General features: G+C 66.7%; 18 protein-coding genes. 13 read left to right on the top strand and 5 right to left on the bottom strand.

Translation table 11 applies throughout. The annotated features are described in order from the left end of the window. Positions 1-4: 4 nt before the first annotated feature. The 3 genes from ctaD (at position 5) to ACIQ09_RS07275 (ending at position 3,203) form a co-directional block, all read left to right on the top strand. The gene (gene ctaD, locus ACIQ09_RS07285; protein WP_398307706.1) at positions 5-1,612 is read left to right on the top strand and encodes a cytochrome c oxidase subunit I; all 1,608 of its coding nucleotides are present in this window, start codon (positions 5-7) and stop codon (positions 1,610-1,612) included. 135 nt (positions 1,613-1,747) lie between these two features. Further along, the gene (locus tag ACIQ09_RS07280) at positions 1,748-2,302 is read left to right on the top strand and encodes a cytochrome c oxidase assembly protein (RefSeq protein ID WP_398307704.1); all 555 of its coding nucleotides are present in this window, start codon (positions 1,748-1,750) and stop codon (positions 2,300-2,302) included. A 28-nt stretch (positions 2,303-2,330) separates the two neighbouring features. Beyond that, the gene (locus ACIQ09_RS07275) at positions 2,331-3,203 is read left to right on the top strand and encodes a cytochrome c oxidase subunit 3 (RefSeq protein WP_398307702.1); all 873 of its coding nucleotides are present in this window, start codon (positions 2,331-2,333) and stop codon (positions 3,201-3,203) included. Positions 3,204-3,219: 16 nt separating this feature from the next. Here ACIQ09_RS07275 and ACIQ09_RS07270 read toward each other — a convergent pair whose 3' ends face one another. Beyond that, positions 3,220-3,414, bottom strand: a complete 195-nt coding sequence (locus tag ACIQ09_RS07270) for a twin transmembrane helix small protein (RefSeq protein WP_398307700.1) — start codon at positions 3,412-3,414, stop codon at positions 3,220-3,222. Positions 3,415-3,442: 28 nt separating this feature from the next. Between ACIQ09_RS07270 and ACIQ09_RS07265 the strand changes: the two genes are divergently transcribed. The 4 genes from ACIQ09_RS07265 to ACIQ09_RS07250 are packed head-to-tail and all read left to right on the top strand — an operon-like array spanning position 3,443 to position 6,725. Further along, complete coding sequence (locus tag ACIQ09_RS07265) at positions 3,443-4,177, top strand: SURF1 family protein (RefSeq protein WP_398307698.1); 735 nt, start codon at positions 3,443-3,445, stop codon at positions 4,175-4,177. Next, positions 4,177-4,728, top strand: a complete 552-nt coding sequence (locus ACIQ09_RS07260; RefSeq protein ID WP_398307696.1) for a hypothetical protein — start codon at positions 4,177-4,179, stop codon at positions 4,726-4,728. The genes ACIQ09_RS07265 and ACIQ09_RS07260 overlap by 1 nt, the downstream gene beginning before the upstream one ends. Positions 4,729-4,762: 34 nt before the next feature. After that, positions 4,763-5,662 (top strand): heme o synthase, encoded by a 900-nt coding sequence (cyoE, locus tag ACIQ09_RS07255; RefSeq protein WP_398307694.1) that lies wholly within the window; start codon positions 4,763-4,765, stop codon positions 5,660-5,662. Between the two features lie 22 nt (positions 5,663-5,684). After that, positions 5,685-6,725, top strand: coding sequence for a heme A synthase (locus tag ACIQ09_RS07250; RefSeq protein WP_398307692.1), 1,041 nt, complete (start codon positions 5,685-5,687; stop codon positions 6,723-6,725). A 12-nt stretch (positions 6,726-6,737) separates the two neighbouring features. Here ACIQ09_RS07250 and ACIQ09_RS07245 read toward each other — a convergent pair whose 3' ends face one another. From ACIQ09_RS07245 to ACIQ09_RS07235, 3 genes are all read right to left on the bottom strand, one after another. Next, positions 6,738-8,240 carry an aldehyde dehydrogenase family protein gene (locus tag ACIQ09_RS07245; protein ID WP_398307690.1) on the bottom strand — a complete coding sequence of 501 codons (1,503 nt, stop codon included), beginning with the start codon at positions 8,238-8,240 and terminating at the stop codon, positions 6,738-6,740. A gap of 21 nt (positions 8,241-8,261) precedes the next feature. Continuing rightward, positions 8,262-9,119, bottom strand: coding sequence for a transporter (locus ACIQ09_RS07240; protein WP_398307688.1), 858 nt, complete (start codon positions 9,117-9,119; stop codon positions 8,262-8,264). Between the two features lie 150 nt (positions 9,120-9,269). Beyond that, the gene (locus tag ACIQ09_RS07235; RefSeq protein WP_398307686.1) at positions 9,270-11,396 is read right to left on the bottom strand and encodes a PQQ-dependent dehydrogenase, methanol/ethanol family; all 2,127 of its coding nucleotides are present in this window, start codon (positions 11,394-11,396) and stop codon (positions 9,270-9,272) included. Between the two features lie 265 nt (positions 11,397-11,661). Here ACIQ09_RS07235 and ACIQ09_RS07230 point away from each other — a divergent pair, with 265 nt between their 5' ends. Then, positions 11,662-13,596: a sigma-54-dependent Fis family transcriptional regulator gene (locus ACIQ09_RS07230; RefSeq protein ID WP_398307684.1), complete on the top strand. Its 1,935-nt coding sequence runs from the start codon at positions 11,662-11,664 to the stop codon at positions 13,594-13,596. Positions 13,597-13,602: 6 nt separating this feature from the next. Here ACIQ09_RS07230 and mpl read toward each other — a convergent pair whose 3' ends face one another. Next, entirely contained in the window at positions 13,603-14,949 is a 1,347-nt protein-coding gene (gene mpl, locus ACIQ09_RS07225; protein ID WP_398307682.1) for a UDP-N-acetylmuramate:L-alanyl-gamma-D-glutamyl-meso-diaminopimelate ligase, read from the bottom strand. A 148-nt stretch (positions 14,950-15,097) separates the two neighbouring features. Between mpl and ACIQ09_RS07220 the strand changes: the two genes are divergently transcribed. From ACIQ09_RS07220 to ACIQ09_RS07200, 5 genes are all read left to right on the top strand, one after another. Next, positions 15,098-15,658 (top strand): hypothetical protein, encoded by a 561-nt coding sequence (locus tag ACIQ09_RS07220; RefSeq protein WP_398307773.1) that lies wholly within the window; start codon positions 15,098-15,100, stop codon positions 15,656-15,658. Continuing rightward, positions 15,655-16,200, top strand: coding sequence for a TlpA family protein disulfide reductase (locus ACIQ09_RS07215; protein WP_398307680.1), 546 nt, complete (start codon positions 15,655-15,657; stop codon positions 16,198-16,200). Before ACIQ09_RS07220 ends, ACIQ09_RS07215 begins: the two co-directional genes overlap by 4 nt. Positions 16,201-16,260: 60 nt before the next feature. After that, on the top strand, positions 16,261-16,758 hold the full coding sequence (aroQ, locus tag ACIQ09_RS07210) for a type II 3-dehydroquinate dehydratase (protein WP_398307678.1): 498 nt from the start codon (positions 16,261-16,263) through the stop codon (positions 16,756-16,758). Between the two features lie 58 nt (positions 16,759-16,816). Next, a complete protein-coding gene (accB, locus tag ACIQ09_RS07205; RefSeq protein WP_398307676.1) occupies positions 16,817-17,269 on the top strand; it encodes an acetyl-CoA carboxylase biotin carboxyl carrier protein in 453 nt (150 codons plus the stop codon). A gap of 9 nt (positions 17,270-17,278) precedes the next feature. Continuing rightward, on the top strand, positions 17,279-17,598 hold a 320-nt coding region (locus ACIQ09_RS07200; RefSeq protein WP_398307771.1), incomplete at its 3' end, for a biotin carboxylase N-terminal domain-containing protein.

Below are 17,598 nucleotides of genomic sequence, written 5' to 3'. Positions count from 1 at the left end.
TCGGATGAACACCGCCACCCACACCCTCGACCCCCATGCCGGCCATGCCCATCACCCCACCGGGCTGATGCGCTGGCTGACCACCACCAACCACAAGGACATCGGCACGATGTACCTGACCTTCTCCCTGCTGATGTTCTTCCTCGGCGGGGCGATGATCCTGGCGGTGCGGGCGGAGCTCTTCCAGCCCGGCCTGCAGCTTATGCAGCCGGAGTTCTTCAACCAGCTGATCGGCGTACACGCCCTGGTGATGATCTTCGCGGCCCTGATGCCGGCCGCCACCGGCTTTGCCAACTGGATGATCCCGCTGATGATCGGCGCCCCCGACATGGCCCTGCCGCGCCTCAACAACTGGGGCTTCTGGCTGCTGCCGCCGGCCGCGCTGCTGCTCACCATGCCCTTCATCCTGGCCCTCTTCGGCATCGGTGACGGGGCCGTGGCCACCGGCTGGACCCTCTACGCGCCCCTGTCGGTGCAGGGCGGCATCGGGGTGGACTTCGCCATCTTCTCGATCCACATCCTGGGCATCAGCTCCATCATGGGTTCGATCAACATCATCGCCACCCTGCTCAACATGCGTGCGCCCGGCATGACCCTGATGAAGATGCCCCTCTTCTGCTGGGGCTGGCTGGTCACCGCGGTGCTGCTGATCATCACCCTGCCGGTGCTGGCCGGCGGTGTCACCATGCTGCTCACCGACCGGCACTTCGGCACCCACTTCTTTGACGCAGCCGGTGGCGGCGACCCGATCCTGTTCCAGCACCTGTTCTGGTTCTTCGGCCACCCGGAGGTGTACATCCTGCTGCTGCCGGTGTGGGGCCTGATGCCCCACGTGCTGTCCACCTTCACCCGCAAGCCCATCTACGGTCACACTGCGCAGGTCTATGGCTTCATCGCCATCGGCGTGCTGGGCCTCGTCGTGTGGGCCCACCACTTCATGACCGCCGGCCTGCCGGTGCCGGCCCTGCTCTACTTCATGTACAGCACCATGGCCATCTCCCTGCCGCTGGCGGTGCTGTTCTTCTGCTGGATCGCCACCATGTGGCGCGGCGCGATGAGCTTCGAGACACCCATGCTCTTCGCCATCGGCTTCATCGTGCTGTTCGGCATCGCCGGCCTCACCGGCCTGGTGCTGGCCGACGTGGCCGCCGATGCCCAGTATCACCACAGCTACTTCGTGGTGGCGCACTTCCATTACGCCCTGTTCGCCGGCGGCATCATGGGGGTGATGACCGGCGTGTACTACTGGCTGCCCAAATGGACCGGCCACATGTACAGCGAGCGCCTCGGCAAGCTGCACTTCTGGCTCACCGTGGTCAGCTTCAACTTCACCTTCATGCCCCAGTTCTTCCTGGGCCTGGCCGGCATGCCCCGGCGCATCCCCGACTACGCCCTGCAGTTCACCGAGTTCAACGCCATCTCCACCGTCGGCGCCTTCGTGCTGGGCCTGTCGCAGCTGCTCTTCGCCTGGAACATCTGGCGCTGCGTGAAGGGCGGCGACAAGGCCACAGACCAGGTCTGGGAGGGCACCAGCGGCCTGGAGTGGGAGCTCAGCTCACCGCCGCCCTACCACTCCTGGGACACCCAGCCCGTCATCAAGTCCAGCACCTGAGGAGGCTCACATGCACCTCGATGACACCGATCTCGCCCTGCGCCGCCGCGCCTCGGCCCGCTTTGCCTGGGTGCTGGGCGCCGTGGCCGCCGGCCTCTACATCGTCGGCTTCTTCATCCAGCGCTAGGCATCACCGTGAACGAAGCCGCCCTGCCCCAACCCCGCAAGCACGGCCGCCTGGTGGTCCGCCTGCTGCTGCTGGCGGTGGCCTTCTTCGCCTTCGGCTTTGCTCTGGTGCCGCTCTACGACACCTTCTGCGAAGCCGTCGGCTTCAACGGCAAGACCCTGCGCGAGGCGACCCAGACAAAGGATCTGCCGCCCAGCGCGGTGGATTACAGCCGCAAGCTGGGTGTGCAATTCACCTCCACCCTGATGCCCGGCCTGCCCTGGGAGATCCGCCCCCTGGAGCCGGCCATCGAACTGCACCCGGGCGAACTGCGCACCACCCGTTTCCTGGTGCGCAACCTGTCCGACCAGACCATCGTCGGCCAGGCCGTGCCCAGCGTGTCGCCCACGGTGGCCGCGCGCAGCTTCCAGAAACTCGACTGCTTCTGCTTCACCCAGCAGACCCTGGCCCCGGGCGAAAGCCGTGAGATGGCCCTGACCTTCGTCGTGGACAGCGGCATCAGCAAGGACATTTCCGAGCTGACGCTGGCCTACGCCTTCTTCCCCGCGCCGCCGAAACCGTGATTCAAACCCTTGCCCTCGGGAGCACGCCTTGAACGCCTCGCACGCCACCACCGCCGCGCCCCACGCCACGCACTACTACGTGCCACAGCCCAGCCTGTACCCGATCTTCCTGTCGGGGGGCATGTTCCTGCTGGCGCTGGGCTTCATCCTGCTGATGAACAAGTTCGCCCCCGGGCCGTGGGTCATGGGCACCGGCACGGCGGTGATCATCTTCGTGCTGTTCAAGTGGTTCGGCGCGGTGATCGCCGAAAACCAGCGCGGCGACTACACCGACTGGGAAGACAAGTCCTTCCGCCAGGGCATGGTGTGGTTCATCGGCTCCGAGGTGATGTTCTTCGCCGCCTTCTTCGCCGCCCTGTTCTATTGCCGGTTCATCTCGGTACCCGCCCTGGCAGGCATGGACCCGACCTTCACCCTGCATGAGGGCTTCACCGCCGCCTGGCCCACCTCCGGCCCCAAGGGTGCCAGCTTCACCCCGATGGGTGCCTGGGGCGTACCGGCCATCAACACCGCCCTGCTGCTCACCTCGGGCGTCACCCTCACCTGGGCCCACTGGGGCCTGATGAAGGGCAAGCGCAGCCAGCTCAACCTGGGCCTGATCCTGACGGTGCTACTCGGCGTGATCTTCCTGGGCTTCCAGGCCTGGGAATACCACCACGCCTACACCGAACTGGGCCTGACCATGGGGGCAGGGGTGTATGGCGCCACTTTCTTCATGCTCACCGGCTTCCACGGTTTCCACGTCACCCTCGGCGCCATCATGCTGGCCGTGGTGGCGGGGCGCAGCCTGTCGGGGCACTTCGACGCCAAGCGCCACTTCGCCTTCGAGGCAGTGGCCTGGTACTGGCACTTCGTGGATGTGGTGTGGCTGCTGCTGTTCGTCGTGGTGTACTGGATTTAGGCGCAAACCGCCGGGCTCACACGGCGTAGCCACCAAAACGCCCGGCCAGCAGCAGGCCGGCAAAGAGCAAGAGGGAGAGGGAGATGCGCAAGGTAAGCGCCCGCACAACCCGGTCGCCGTGGCCCTTGTCGCGATAAAGAAAGAGCAGGCCCGAAAAGAGGCTGCCGATGACCAGCAACAGCATGAATACCACTGCCAACTTGAACAGCACAGCGCGCTCCTCCAGAGTCTTCAACCGATTGTGCGCCCGCCTTCAGGCCGCCACAAGCGGCCGGCGCTTTCGCCCGTCCGTGTGGGGCGGCGCACTGGCCATCGTGGTCGCGGCCGGCTGCATCCAGCTGGGCAACTGGCAGCATGCCAAGGCCGACCGCAAGCAGGCAGCCCAGGCACTGCTCGACCAACGGGGCACCGACATGCCGGTGAGCCTGGGTGCAGCCCTCGTCGATGCCGAAGCCCTGCGCTCCCGCCCGGTGGTGGTGCGTGGCCGCTTCGACACCGCCCAGCAGATCCTGCTCGACAACCGCATTCACCGGGAGCAGGCCGGCTACCACGTCATCACACCCCTGCACATCGAAGGCAGCGACATGCGCGTGCTGGTCAACCGGGGCTGGATCGCGGCCTCGGCCCTGCACAGCGACCTGCCGCAAGTGGACACCCCCACCGGCCCGGTGGCCCTGCATGGTACGGCCGTGGTGCCGGGCACCCGTTTCTTCACCCTGGGCAGCGAACCTGTCGGCGAAGGCTGGCAGCCCGTGTGGCAGAACCTCGACCTGAGCCGCTTCACCCGGCTGGCGCCGTGGCCGCTGCAACCGGTGGTGCTCCAGCTGGCCCCCGATGCGCCTGCCGGTTTTGCCCGGGAGTGGCCGCGCCCTGACGAGCGCTTCGAGCGTCACCTGTCCTACGCCTGGCAGTGGTACGGCTTTGCCGCCTCCGCCGTACTCATCTGGCTGGCCCTCGGCTGGAGGCCCCGGTGATGCGCGGAAACCGTACCCTGGTGCTGGTCCTCGGTCTGCTCCTGCTGCCCTTTGTCGTGGCCGCGACCCTCTACGCGGTGGGCTGGCATCCGGACAGCGCGGGTAATCACGGCGAGCTTCTGTCCCCGCCGCGCCCCCTGCCGCCCCTGGTCGACGCCAAGGGTGCGCCTCTGGCGAGCGATACCAGCCCCCACTGGCGGCTGGTGGTTGCCGGCGCCGGCCCCTGTGACGACGCCTGCCGCAAGTGGATCGTCCTGACCCGCCAGGTACATGTGGCGCTGTACAAGCAGATGTCGCGGGTCCAGCGCACCTGGCTCACCGACCAGGCCAGCCCCGATGACGCCGCCCTCCTCACCCTCCAGCCCGACCTGCACACCGCCGTCGCCGCCGATGCGGCCTCCCGCGCCGCCTTCGACCTGGAAAGCCGCGGACACCGGGTGTACGTGATCGACCCCCAGGACAGAATCATCCTGCGCTATGCCCCCGATGCCGACCCCCGCGGCATCCTGAAGGACATGGAACGCCTGCTGCGCTATGCGTGGGCAGGCTGACAAGACGCACCGCCCCCTTCCCCGGAGACCCCCGATGCCGACGCTCCTTCGCAGCACCACCGCCCCCACTCCCCTCGGCCTGCGTCTGGCGGCTTTTGCCACCCAGTGCAAACCGCGGGTCAACAGCCTGATCGTGTTCACGGCGATGATCGGCATGTTCCTCGCCGTTCCGGGCTGGCCGCCTGCCGGACTGATGCTGGCCGCCACCGCAGGCATCGCCCTGGTGGCCGGCGCGGCGGCAGCCATCAACTGCCTGGTCGAGCGCACCATTGACGCGCGCATGGCCCGCACCCGCGGCCGCGCCCTGCCCCTGGGCCTGATCACGCCCACCGAGACCCTCACCCTGGCCTGCCTCACCGGCGGCGCCGGCCTGTGGCTGCTGCACGTGGCGGTGAACCCCCTGACCATGTGGCTGACCCTGGCCACCTTCCTCGGCTACGCCATCGTCTACACCCTGATCCTCAAGCCCGCCACGCCCATGAACATCGTCATCGGCGGCGCCTCCGGGGCCATGCCACCGGTGCTCGGCTGGGCCGCCATGACCGACAGCATCGGCCTGCCGGCGCTGGCCCTGTTCCTCATCATCTTCCTGTGGACCCCACCCCATTTCTGGGCCCTGGCCTGCTACCGCCGCGAGGAATACGCCCGCGCCGGCCTCCCCATGCTGCCGGTGAGCCACGGCGTACCCCTCACCTGCCTGCACATCCTGCTGTATACCGTGCTGCTCGCCGCCGTGTCCTACCTGCCCTGCACCCTTGGCCTGTCCGGTGCGGTATACGCCGCTCTGGTCACCCTGCTCAACCTGGGCTACCTACGGGAAGCCTGGGTGCTGTGGCGCGACTACTCCGATGCCCGCGCCCGTCATGCCTTCCGCTATTCCCTGATTTACCTCACCGGGCTGTTCGCCGCCCTCTTCCTCGACCGCCTGGCCTGAACCCGGATCCGAGACGCCGCCCATGACCCGAACCTATCGACGGCTCGCCCTCGCCGCCCTGCTCCTGGCCCTGGTGGTGGTGTCCCTGGGGGCTTATGTACGCCTCTCCGATGCCGGGCTGGGCTGCCCCGACTGGCCCGGCTGCTACGGCCAGTTGGTGGGCGTTCCCGATGAGGCCCATGAGATCCATGCCGCCGAGCATCGCTTCGGGCAGCCCGTGGAGGCACCCAAGGCCTGGAAGGAGATGATCCACCGCTACGCCGCCGGCTTGCTGGGCCTGGCCATCCTGGCCCTGGCCGTGCTCGCCTGGCGCCAGCGCGAGCGGCGCAGCCCGTGGCTCGAGGTGCTACTGCTGGCCGTTGTCGCCGGTCAGGCCGTACTGGGCATGCTCACCGTCACACGGCTGCTCAAGCCCGTCATCGTCACCAGCCACCTGCTTGGGGGCATGAGCACCCTGGCCCTGCTGGCAGTGCTGGTGTTGCGCGACCTGGCCCCAAGACGTGCGCAGCCAACAGCGCTGCCAGGTGGGCTGCGCCTGCTGGCGACTCTCGCGCTGCTGGCCATCTTCATCCAGATTGCCCTGGGCGGCTGGGTCAGCAGCAACTACGCCGCCGCCATCTGCGCCGACTTCCCCACCTGCCAGGGCAGCTGGTGGCCGGAGATGGACACGCACCACGCCTTCACCCTGGATCGGGAGCTCGGAGCCACCGCCAGCGGTGCGCTGCTGTCGGGCGCCGCGCTGACCGCCATCCACTGGACCCACCGCCTCTTTGCCGGTTTGGTGCTGCTGCTGGCTGGCGGCTTCGGCCTGCGCCTGCTGGCCCGGGCCGAAACCCGCCTATACGGCCAATGCCTGCTCACCGCCCTGCTGCTTCAGGTCGGCCTGGGCATTGCCAACGTGCTGCTGCAACTTCCGCTGGCCCTGGCCGTCGCCCACAACACGGGGGCGGCCCTGTTGCTGTGTGCCACCCTGGCCGCCACTTTTCGCGTCTTCCGGCGCAGCGAAGCCCGCCAGCCCTTTCAGGCGGCGGGCTTCCCCAGGCGGCTGCAGGCCCTGCGCTGAGGGCCTGCCCGGTCACAGCATCATGATCACCGACTTGGGCTCGGTGTACAGCTCCAGGGCCGAACGTCCGGCCTCACGGCCGATACCCGACTGCTTGAAGCCGCCAAAGGGCATCACGTTCTCGATGATGTTGTGGCAGTTCACCCACACGGTACCGGCCTTGATCTTCGGGATCAGGCGATGCACCCGCGACAGGTCGTTGGACCAGATGCTGGCCGCGAGACCGTAGGGCGTGTCGTTGGCCCGCCGGGCAATCTCCTCCACGTCGTCAAAGGGCTGGGCCACCACCACCGGGCCAAAGATCTCCTCCCGCACCACGCGCATGTCCTCGCGCACGTCCACCAGCACGGTGGGCTGCACGAAGCAGCCGGGGCCCTCGCCCACCGCCCCGCCCGCCGCCGCCCGGGCGCCTTCGGCAAAGCCGCTTTTCACGTAGTCCATCACCCGGCCCTGCTGCACCTTGCTCACCAGCGGGCCGATCTGGGTGGCCGGGTCGATACCGGGGCCCAGGCGCATGCCCGCGGCAATGCCGGACAGGGCCTCCACCACCGCATCAAAGCGGCTTTTGTGGACGTAGAGGCGGGAGCCGGCAGTGCACACCTGCCCCTGGTTGAAGAAGATGGCCTGGGCCGCCCCCGCCGCCGCGGTGGCCGGATCCACATCGTCCAGCACGATCACCGGGCTCTTGCCCCCCAGTTCCAGGGACACGCGGGTCATGTTCTCCATGGCCGCCTTGCCCACCAGCTTGCCCACCTCGGTGGAGCCGGTGAAGGCGATCTTCTGGATACCCGGGTGGGCCGCCAGGGCAGCGCCAGCTGTGTGGCCCAACCCGGTGACCACATTCAGTACGCCAGCCGGGTAGCCCGCCTCCAGGGCCAGCTCGCCCAGGCGCAGGGCGCTGAGCGGGGTGTCCTCGGCGGGCTTGAGGATCATGGTGCAGCCGGCGGCCAGGGCCGGCGCTACCTTCCACACGGCCATCAGCAGGGGGAAATTCCACGGGATGATGGCGCCCACCACGCCCACCGGCTCGCGACGGGTAAAGCCGAAGAACTCCCGCTCGCGCACCAGGGGCACCGACAGCTCCATGGTGTGCCCCTCGATCTTGGTGGCCCAGCCAGCCATGTAGCGGATGAAGTCGATGGACAGGGCCACGTCCACGTGGCGCGCCACCATCACCGGCTTGCCATTGTCCAGAGCCTCCAGTTCGGCAAACTCCTGGGCATGGGCCTCCAGCAGATCGGCCAGGCGCAGCAGCAGGCGCTCCCGGTCCACCGGGCGGTGACGCGGCCATTCGCCCGACTCGAAGGCCTGGCGGGCGGCAGCCACGGCCCGCTCGATGTCGGCCGCATCGCCGGCGGGTACGTGGCAGAAGGCTTCATTGCTGGCCGGATCGATGACGGGCAGGCTGGCCCCGGAGGACGCCTCGACCCACTCACCACCGATCAGCATACGTTGAGTGCGGGCGAGGAAGGCCGCGGTGCCGGGGTTCAGTTCAATGCCGTGAAAACGGTTCATGAATGTCTCCTGGAATGGGGGTCAATAGACATACAGCAGGCGGGCCTGGAGGGCGCTGATCTTGGGGCCCTCCTCCACCTTCAGGTCGTGGACGTACTGGAGCTGCACCTGCCACTGCTTGTCCACGAAGGACGCCCAGGTGAGCATGGTGGTGCCGTTGTTCTTGCGCCCGGCAATGTCGGCACCGTTGAGGGTTTCCCTGGCGCCCCAGGCGTGGCGGTAGGTGGCGGCCACGTAGGTGGCATCGCTGAGGTGGTAGCGCAGGTGACCGTGGGCCTGGAACAGCGGATCCTTCTGTGACTTGGTGTCGCGCTGGTCCTGGTAGAACTCGGTCTCGCCGATCAGATCCACCGTCCAGTTGTTGGAGAGCTTGCGGATGTAGCCCACCTGCAGATCGGTGGCCCAGCGGTTGTTGCTGAGGGCGAAGCCCTGGTTCTTGTCACTGCCGGTCGGGGCGGTGAAGAACACCGACCAGCCCAGGTGCTCGCCCTTGGCCAGATCGGCGATGGTCCACAGGGTGCCGCCGAAGATCACGTCACCGATGCCGCTGCTCTTGCTATCCGACAAGCCGATCTTCTGACTGCCGAAAGGCAGGATGATCTGCGGGTCGATGATGTAGTCGCCGAGCTTCATGAAGTGCACGTAACGCAGGATGCCGGCATTGACCGACAGATCCAGGTTGTCCACCACTTTGTTGCCGTTGCTGTAGACCTTGTCGGCCCGGGGGAACTGGGCGTAGGCCAGCAGCAGGTTGGTGCCGGCCGGCAGGCCGGTGTAGTCGCCCGGATCGGGGCGGACATCTGCCCGCACGCCGGAGGTGGCCAGGGTCAGGAGGGCGGCGGCGCAGGCGCCGGCGATAATGGAGCGGGTCATCTTCATGGGTGTCTCCTCATGGTGTGCAACGAGAGTGGTCGGACGTCGCCGCGTCCGGTCCGGAATAAAAAGGGCCGTGACCACCCGGAAGGGGAGGGGGTGAAGCGGTGGTCACGGCAAGAGGGAGGCAGGGCTCCGGAGGGTGTCAGGCTTGGGTCAGGGTTTGGGCCGGATGGCGTCGGCGGTGCCCTGGATGAAGGCCTTGATCTTCTCCACGTCCTCACGGCTGAGCTTGCCGGTGAAGTCGGGCATGCCCTTCTTCACGAAGGGGCCGTTGAAGACGAAGTCCGCCAGGTTCTCGATGTCGGCGGAGGGGACATAGCCCAGGTTGGGAATGTTGCCGCCCTTGTCCACACCCGGCACGCCGTGGCAGAAGACGCAGTTGCTCACGTAGAGCTTGGTGCCGTCGGGGATGTGGGCCGGGTCGTACTTGACGCCAGAGATGAGCTTGCCGAGGGGATAGTCGGGCACCTTGGGCAGGGGAGCGCTGGCCCCGACCGCAAAGGTGTAGACCCGCCCCAGGTCATGCTTGTCGGTGGCCCGCTGGAACAGCCCGAACACGCCACCCCAGCCCACGGCGATCGACACGTACTGGCGGCCATCCACCTCGTAGGTCACGGGCGGCGCCACCATGCCGACGCCGATGGGCGCTTCCCACAGCTTCTCGCCCTTGTCGGCGCTGTAGGCGGCAAAACGGCCGTCGGCGGTACCGGCAAACACCAGGTTGCCGGCGGTGGTGAGGGTGCCGCCGTTCCAGGGCGAGGCATATTCCTGACGCCACACCTCCTTCTGCTTCACCGGGTCCCAGGCCACGAGGCGGCCGAAGGCCTTGCTCTTGGGCGGCTGGCTGTTGATCTGCATGCCCAGGTTCCAGCCGGTACCCGACTGGGGCTGGCCCGGCGTGTTGGCGTTGAAGCGCCAGTCCTTGTCCTCAGCCAGATTGACGGGCACGTTCTGCACCGGGAAGTAAGCCAGGCCGGTCTTCGGGTTGAAGGACATGGCATGCCAGTTATGGCCACCGAAGGGGCCGGGCACGCTGTCGAAGGCCTCCCGGGAGCGGGCCTGCGGCGTCTCGATGGGCCGGCCCTTCTTGTCGTAGCCGGTGGCCCAGTTCACCTCGGTGAAGGGCTTGGCCGAGATGAACTGGCCATTGGTCCGGTCGATCACGAAGAAGAAGCCGTTCTTGGGCGCGTGCAGGATCACCTTGCGCTTCTTGCCGGCAATGTTGAGGTCGGTGAGGATCATGTCCTGCACCGAGGTGTAGTCCCAGTTGTCGCCCGGGGTTTCCTGGTAGTGCCAGACGTACTCGCCGGTGTCGGGGTTGAGGGCGACGATGGAGGCGAGATAGAGGTTGTCACCGCCCTTGGGGCTGCGCTTGCGATGGTTCCAGGGGGATCCGTTGCCCGTGCCCACGTACATCAGGTTGAGCTCGGGGTCGTAGGTCATGCTGTTCCAGACCGTGCCGCCGCCGCCCGCCACCCACCACTGGCCGGCCGGGTCCCAGGTTTTAGCGGCCTTGGCCATGGCTTCGTTCTCGAAGGGCTTGGCCGGATCGCCCGGCACGGTGTACCAGCGCCACTTCTGTTCGCCGGTCTCGGCGTCGTAGGCGGTGAGATAGCCGCGCACCCCGTATTCGGCCCCGCCATTGCCGATGATCACCTTGCCCTTGATGACCCGCGGCGCACCGGTCACGGTATAAGGCCGGCTGCGGTCCTCAACCGTATCCTTTTCCCACACGGTTTTGCCGGTGGCCGCGTCCAGCGCCACCAGGCGGCCGTCGAAAGTACCCACAAAGACCTTGCCCTTGTACAGGGCAACACCCCGGTTCACCACGTCGCAGCAGCCCTTCTGGGCATATTCACGCGGCACTTTGGGATCGTAGGACCACAGCCGCTTGCCGGTGCGCACATCCACCGCATGGACCACGCTCCAAGACGCGGTGACGTACATGATGCCGTCCACCACCAGGGGCGTGGCCTCCACGCCCCGGGACGACTCCAGGTTGTAGGTCCAGGCCAGACCGAGCTGATTCACGTTGCCGGCATCGATCCCCGTGAGCTTGCTGTGACGGGTCTCGGCATAATCGAGGCCGTAGGCTGGCCAGTCGGCCGTGCGGGAAGCATTGGCACGGATGGCTTTCTCATCGATACGCGCCGTCACGGCGGCGATGTGTTCCGGGGAGCCCTTGGGTGCGGCCAGGGCCGCCTGACAGACGAGGGCGCCGGCCAGCAGGCCGGCGAGCCCGATCACAGCCTGGCGGCCGCGGGGGAAAGTGGATTGCATGTTGTCTCCAGATTGACTTCGTTCGGTGAAGTTCTTTAATGTGGAACGCGTTTCACAGCGCCGTGAAACACCATTCCGGACCAGCAAGAACTCATCAGCAGCAAGCGTGCCGCCCCGGAAAACAACAAAACAACCAATAACAATCAGGCACTTGGCCAAAAATGCCAGCCCTTCCCCGACCATCCCGGGCAGGCAGGACTGACTTGAAACGAGTCAACACCGGTGTCACCGGTTGACTCGCAACTGGCCACATGGAGGAGACACAATGGGAGAGCAGCTCGCATCATTCGAGGCGCGACTGGAACAGGGACGCCGGCAATTCTTCGAACACGGACATTCCCCTGCCGGACTCGTCAGCCCGCCCGTCATCCGCTCGTGGGAACGATCCGTCACTCACGGTCTGCAGACCGGCGACGCCAGGGTGTTGAGCCCCATATCGCGGGATCAGGTACAGGCTGTCACCGAGCGCAACCACCGCCTTGTCGCCTGCGCGTTGCCCGAGATGGAAAGGCTGCGCACGATGATGGCCCGGGGCCACTGGGGCATCGTGTGCACCGACCCGGACGGCCGGGTGGTCAAGGCCCTGTGCGGCACAGGCACCTCGTTCGACGGGCTGAATCAGATCTTCCAGGTCGGCCGCTCCATCCTGGAGGCTGACATCGGCACCAACGGCCTGGGCTGCGCCCTGATCGAGCGCCAGCCCATCGTGATCCGGGCGGCCGAGCACTTCCTCGACGAGATCCGTTCCTTTGCCTGTGCCTCGGTGCCCCTCTTCGACCCGGCAGGCCGGATTGCGGGCATCCTCGACGCGACGCGCTACTGCGACGGCAGCCCGATCACGGTGCTCGAACCCCTGGCCATCGCGGCCCGCGCCATCGAGAACCGCATGCTGGACGATCTGGCGGGCTCTCTGCGGCTCTGTTTTCACACCCGCGCCGAGCTGCTCGCCACCCCGCTGGCGGGCGTGATGGTCTTTGATGACACCGGGCACCTGCTGGGTGCCAATCAGGCGGCCCGCCAGTTGTTGCACCTCATCCCGCAATCGGACGGTAGCCCAAACTTCGCCCAGCTCTTCGACTGCCCGGCGGAGACCTTCAATCAGGCCCTGTCAGGGCGCCTCACCCAGGGCACGCTGTGGAACGATGACGGGCTGGGCTTCGAGGCCCGCTTCGAGGCCCGCGACCGGAGCTCGCTGATGGCCCGGATCGGCAATGCTGTCCGTACCCTGCGCAGCACCGAAGAAAGTCGCCCGGCCCCCGCCGGCACCGACACGGACGGCACCGCCGGGCGGGCCCTGCACATCGCGCGCCGGGCCTTCGAACGGGACATCCCGGTGCTCATCAACGGCGAGACCGGCACGGGCAAGGAGGTCCTGGCCCGCCGCCTGCACGACGAGAGCGACCGCGCCGCCGGCCCCTTCGTGGCGATCAATTGCTCGTCCCTGCCGGCCGGGCTGATTGAGTCGGAGTTCTTTGGCTACGAGGACGGCGCCTTCACGGGGGGACGCCGGGGCGGTGCGCCAGGCAAGTTCGAACTCGCCCGCAGCGGCACCCTCTTTCTCGACGAGATCGGCGACATGCCCCTCGAACTCCAGGGCCGCCTCCTGCGCGTGCTGCAGGAGCGCAACTTCACCCGCCTGGGCGGGGCCCGCCCGATCCGCTTCGACGCAAGAATCATCACGGCCACCCACCGCAGCCTGGAGGGGCGGGTCGCCGAAGGGCTGTTCCGGGAGGATTTGTACTACCGCATCAAGGGGGTGAAGGTCTGCCTGCCTACACTGCGGGATCGCGGCGACCGGGCCGCGCTGATCAACTCCATGCTGGCCCGGGAGGCCGGCACGGCCATGGCGGCCCCCCGCTTGTCAGCGGAAGCCATGCACATTCTCATGACCTACTCCTGGCCGGGCAACATCCGCCAGCTCGGCCATGTGCTGCGTCTCGCCCTGACCTTGGCCGAAGACGATACGGAGATCCGCCCAGAACACCTGCCGGAGGAATTGCTGGAGTGTCAGGCCGCCATCCCGGCCCATAGTGCCGCAAGGCCGGACATACGCAGCATGTGCCTGCGCGAGCTGGAGCTCGAAGCCGTCAAGGCCGCCATGGCCCGCTGCGGAGGCAACGTGTCGGCCGCTGCCCGCAGCCTGAAGGTGGCCCGGGCCACCCTCTATCGCAAGCTGAAGCAGTTCGGAATGCTGGCCTGAGGCCGCTCAGGCGGCCAGGGCCGCCAGCAGCTTGCCATGGATGCCGCCAAAGCCGCCGTTACTCATGACCAGGATGCGGTCTCCATCCCGGGCCTCGGCGACGATGGCCGCCACCAGGGCATCCAGATCATCCTCCACCACCGTTTTGGCGGCGATGGGCTGAAGGGCGGCCCGGGCGTCCCAGCCCAGGTTGGCCCCGTAGCAGAACACTTTGTCTGCCTGGGTCAGGCTGGCCGGCAACTGGTCCTTCATCACGCCCAGCTTCATGGTGTTGGAGCGGGGCTCCAGCACGGCGAGGATGCGCGCATCGCCCACCTGGCGGCGCAGGCCTTCGACCGTCAGGGTGATGGCCGTCGGGTGGTGGGCGAAGTCGTCGTAAACCGCCACGCCGCGCACGGTGCCACGCAGCTCGAGCCGGCGCTTGACGCCCTCGAAGCGGGTCAGGGCATCCAGGGCCACCTCGGGTGTCACGCCCACGTGGCGCGCCGCGGCAATGGCCGCCAGGGCGTTGGCCCGGTTATGGCGGCCCGACAGGGGCAGACGCCTGCGACCGATCTCCTTGCCCAGGTGGCGCACCACCACCTCGTCCTCGACCGCCCCTTCGGATATCGACCAGCCTGCCGCATCGTTGAACCACTCCAGCTCCGACCAGCAGCCGCGCTGGATCACCCGCGGCAGGGTCTCCTCGGCAGCGTTGGCGACGATGCGCCCGCTGCGCGGGATGATCCGTACCAGGTGGTGGAACTGGGTTTCGATGGCCTGCAGATCGGCGAAGATGTCGGCGTGGTCGAACTCCAGGTTGTTCAGGATCGCCGTGCGCGGACGGTAATGGACGAACTTGGAGCGCTTGTCACAAAAAGCCGTGTCGTACTCGTCGGCCTCGATGACGAAAAAGGGCGTCTCACCGAGGCGCGCCGAGACCCCGAAATTCTTGGGCACGCCGCCGACCAGAAAGCCCGGCTTGAGCCCGGCATCTTCCAGGATCCACGCCAGCAAGGAGGTGGTGGTGGTCTTGCCGTGGGTCCCGGCCACCGCCATTACCCAGCGCCCCTGCAGCACGTTCTCGGCCAGCCACTGGGGCCCGGACACATAGGGCAACCCCTTGTCGAGGATCTCCTCGAGGAGCGGATTGCCCCGGGAAATGGCATTGCCCACCACGAAGACATCCGGGTTCAGGCCCAGCTGATCGACACCGTAGCCCTCGACGAGGCGGATGCCCTGCTCCTCGAGTTGGGTGCTCATGGGGGGATAGACGTTGGCATCGCAGCCCGTCACGGTGTGGCCGGCCGCCCGAGCCAGCAGGGCAATACCGCCCATGAAGGTGCCGCAGATACCAAGAATGTGAATATGCATAGTCCGGAAGGCAGAAACAGCGCCGCAATAGTCGTGTGTAGAATGGTTGGCATTCTAATCGAACGGGGAGCTCCGACCGCCCATGCCGCGCCCTACCGTTCCCCATCGCAGTAACCTGCGCCGTGAAATCGCCGCCCTGGCAGCCCGCATGATCGCCGAGGACGGGATCACCGACTACGGCTTTGCCAAACGCAAGGCCGCCCGCCAGCTGGGCGCCGTCAATGCCGACGAGTTGCCCAACAACGCCGAGATCGAAGCCGAGGTGCGCACCTACCTGGCCGTCTTCCAGGACGACGAGCACCTGGAACGCCAGCACGCCATGCGCATCGCCGCGGCCGAGATCATGCGCGAGCTGGAAGCCTTCCGCCCCTACCTGACGGGTGCCGTACTGGAAGGCACCGCCGGACGCTACTCGGACGTTGAGATCGATCTCTTCCCCGAGAGCGCCAAGGAAGTGGAGATCTTCTTCCTCAACAATAACGTGGCCTACGAGCACCGGGAGCCGCGCCGCAACCAGCCAGACGGCCCCGAGGCGATCCTCGTCTTCGACTGGGACGATGTGCCGGTCAAGCTGCGCATCTACTCGCCGGACGTGGAGCGCCTGCATCGTCGCGGCGCCCATGGATCGCGTCAGATGGAACGGGCGCGCCTGTCCGTCGTCGAAGCCCTCATCAACGAAACACCGGCGCCTGCCGAACTCCCCCCATGAAACGTGGCATCCACTTCCTTCTTGTCGTCATCGTCGCCTTCGCGGCCGGTGCGGCCGGCCTTTACGCCGCCCGCCAAAGCCCCGCCTCACCCGCGGTCACGCCGGCCCTGAACGCCGCCGTGGGCAAACTGATGGCCCTGGACCTGCCTGACAGCACAGGCAAGCAGCAGCCCCTCGCCCAATGGCAAGGCAAGGTACTGGTGGTGAACTTCTGGGCCACCTGGTGCCCTCCCTGCCGCAAGGAGATCCCGGCTTTCTCGGCGATGAGCCGCAAATACGCCGACAAGGGCGTCCAGTTTGTCGGTATCAGCATCGACACACCCAAGAACGTGGTGGATTTCCAGGCCGCCCAGAAGGTGGCCTACCCGTTGGTAATTGCCTCGCCGTCGGTGGTCAGCCTGACCGAAGAGCTCGGCAACGCCTCCCAGGGCCTCCCTTTCACCCTGATCCTTGACCGCAAGGGCGGCATCGGCCTGGTCAAGCTGGGCACCCTTTCGGAAGAAGAACTCGACCGCAAGCTGGCCGAACTCAGCAAGGGCTGAGCGCCTGCAGCTACCCCGTGCGGTGGACAAATTGCGTCAAACTACGGCAAACTTGCACACATGACGCGGAAAAATCGCCCCCAGGAAGCCACCGCCGAGGACCGCCCGCAGAGCCGCATTCTCGTTCTGCATGGCCCCAACCTCAATCTGCTCGGTCGCCGGGAACCCGGCATCTACGGGCTCACCACGCTTTCTGACATCCATGAGGCCATGGAGAGCCGTGCCAAGGCAGATGGGGTGCTGCTGGAATCCTTCCAGAGCAATCACGAAGGCGAATTGGTCGACCGGGTGCAGGCTGCCGCCACCGAAGGCGTCAACTTCATCGTCATCAATCCGGCTGCGTACACCCACACCAGCGTGGCCCTGCGTGACGCCCTTACCGGCGTTGCCATTCCGTTCGTCGAAGTGCATCTTTCCAATGTCCACGCCCGCGAGCCCTTCCGTCACCACTCTTATTTTTCCGACAAGGCTGTCGGGGTGATCTGCGGGCTGGGAGCCCAAGGCTATCAACTCGCTCTCGAGTTCACCCTCTCCCGTCTCCGCGCCGAGCGCGGCTAAACCAGACACAGGCAGGCCTGCCGTCCGGCGGGCTGCCGCATACATCAAGGGGAATACTATGGATCTTCGCAAGCTCAAGAAATTGATCGATCTGGTCCAGGAATCCGGCATCTCCGAGCTGGAAGTCACCGAAGGCGAGGAGAAAGTCCGTATCGCCAAGCACATCGCCGGCCCCGCGCCAGTGAACTACGTGACCCATGCCCCCGCTGCCGCACCGGCCCCCGCCGCGCCGCCTGCCGCTGCGCCCGTCGCGGCCGCCGAGCCGAGCCTGCCGGAAGGCCATGTGGTCAAATCGCCGATGGTCGGCACCTTCTACCGCTCCAGCGCCCCGGGCGGCAAGCCCCTGGTTGAGATCGGCCAGAGCGTGTCTGCCGGCGAGCCCCTGTGCATCATCGAAGCCATGAAACTGATGAACGAGATCGAAGCCGACGCCACCGGCGTCGTCAAGGCCATCCTGGTCGAGAACGGCGAGCCCGTGGAGTTTGGCGAACCCCTGTTCATCATCGGCTAAGTCATGGCCATGTTCGAGAAGATCCTCATCGCCAACCGGGGCGAGATTGCCCTCCGGGTGCTGCGAGCCTGTCGTGAGCTGGGCATCAAGACCGTCGCCGTGCACTCCGAGCCCGACGCCGAAGCCAAGTACGTGAAGCTCGCCGACGAATCCGTGTGCATCGGCCCGGCTTCGTCCACCCTGAGCTATCTGAACATCCCGGCCCTGATCTCAGCCGCCGAAGTCACCGACGCCGAAGCCATTCACCCCGGCTACGGTTTCCTGTCCGAAAACGCCGACTTCGCCGAGCGGGTCGAGCAATCCGGTTTCGTCTTCATCGGCCCCCGCGC

The organism is Zoogloea sp. (assembly GCF_044344315.1).
Classification (GTDB): Bacteria; Pseudomonadota; Gammaproteobacteria; order Burkholderiales; family Rhodocyclaceae; genus Zoogloea.
Note: the sequence above shows the minus strand (reverse complement) of the source record. Positions and strands in the feature narration are given on the sequence as shown.

Excerpts from the sequence above, each read along its gene's own strand:
- ACIQ09_RS07250 (WP_398307692.1), top strand. The coding sequence starts at position 5,685 with ATGACCCGAACCTATCGACGGCTCGCCCTCGCCGCCCTGCTCCTGGCC.
- ACIQ09_RS07245 (WP_398307690.1), bottom strand. The coding sequence starts at position 8,240 with ATGAACCGTTTTCACGGCATTGAACTGAACCCCGGCACCGCGGCCTTC.
- ACIQ09_RS07235 (WP_398307686.1), bottom strand. The coding sequence starts at position 11,396 with ATGCAATCCACTTTCCCCCGCGGCCGCCAGGCTGTGATCGGGCTCGCC.
- mpl (WP_398307682.1), bottom strand. The coding sequence starts at position 14,949 with ATGCATATTCACATTCTTGGTATCTGCGGCACCTTCATGGGCGGTATT.
- accB (WP_398307676.1), top strand. The coding sequence starts at position 16,817 with ATGGATCTTCGCAAGCTCAAGAAATTGATCGATCTGGTCCAGGAATCC.
- ACIQ09_RS07230 (WP_398307684.1), top strand. The coding sequence starts at position 11,662 with ATGGGAGAGCAGCTCGCATCATTCGAGGCGCGACTGGAACAGGGACGC.
- ACIQ09_RS07220 (WP_398307773.1), top strand. The coding sequence starts at position 15,098 with ATGATCGCCGAGGACGGGATCACCGACTACGGCTTTGCCAAACGCAAG.
- ACIQ09_RS07260 (WP_398307696.1), top strand. The coding sequence starts at position 4,177 with ATGCGCGGAAACCGTACCCTGGTGCTGGTCCTCGGTCTGCTCCTGCTG.
- ACIQ09_RS07215 (WP_398307680.1), top strand. The coding sequence starts at position 15,655 with ATGAAACGTGGCATCCACTTCCTTCTTGTCGTCATCGTCGCCTTCGCG.
- ctaD (WP_398307706.1), top strand. The coding sequence starts at position 5 with ATGAACACCGCCACCCACACCCTCGACCCCCATGCCGGCCATGCCCAT.
- cyoE (WP_398307694.1), top strand. The coding sequence starts at position 4,763 with ATGCCGACGCTCCTTCGCAGCACCACCGCCCCCACTCCCCTCGGCCTG.
- ACIQ09_RS07240 (WP_398307688.1), bottom strand. The coding sequence starts at position 9,119 with ATGAAGATGACCCGCTCCATTATCGCCGGCGCCTGCGCCGCCGCCCTC.
- aroQ (WP_398307678.1), top strand. The coding sequence starts at position 16,261 with ATGACGCGGAAAAATCGCCCCCAGGAAGCCACCGCCGAGGACCGCCCG.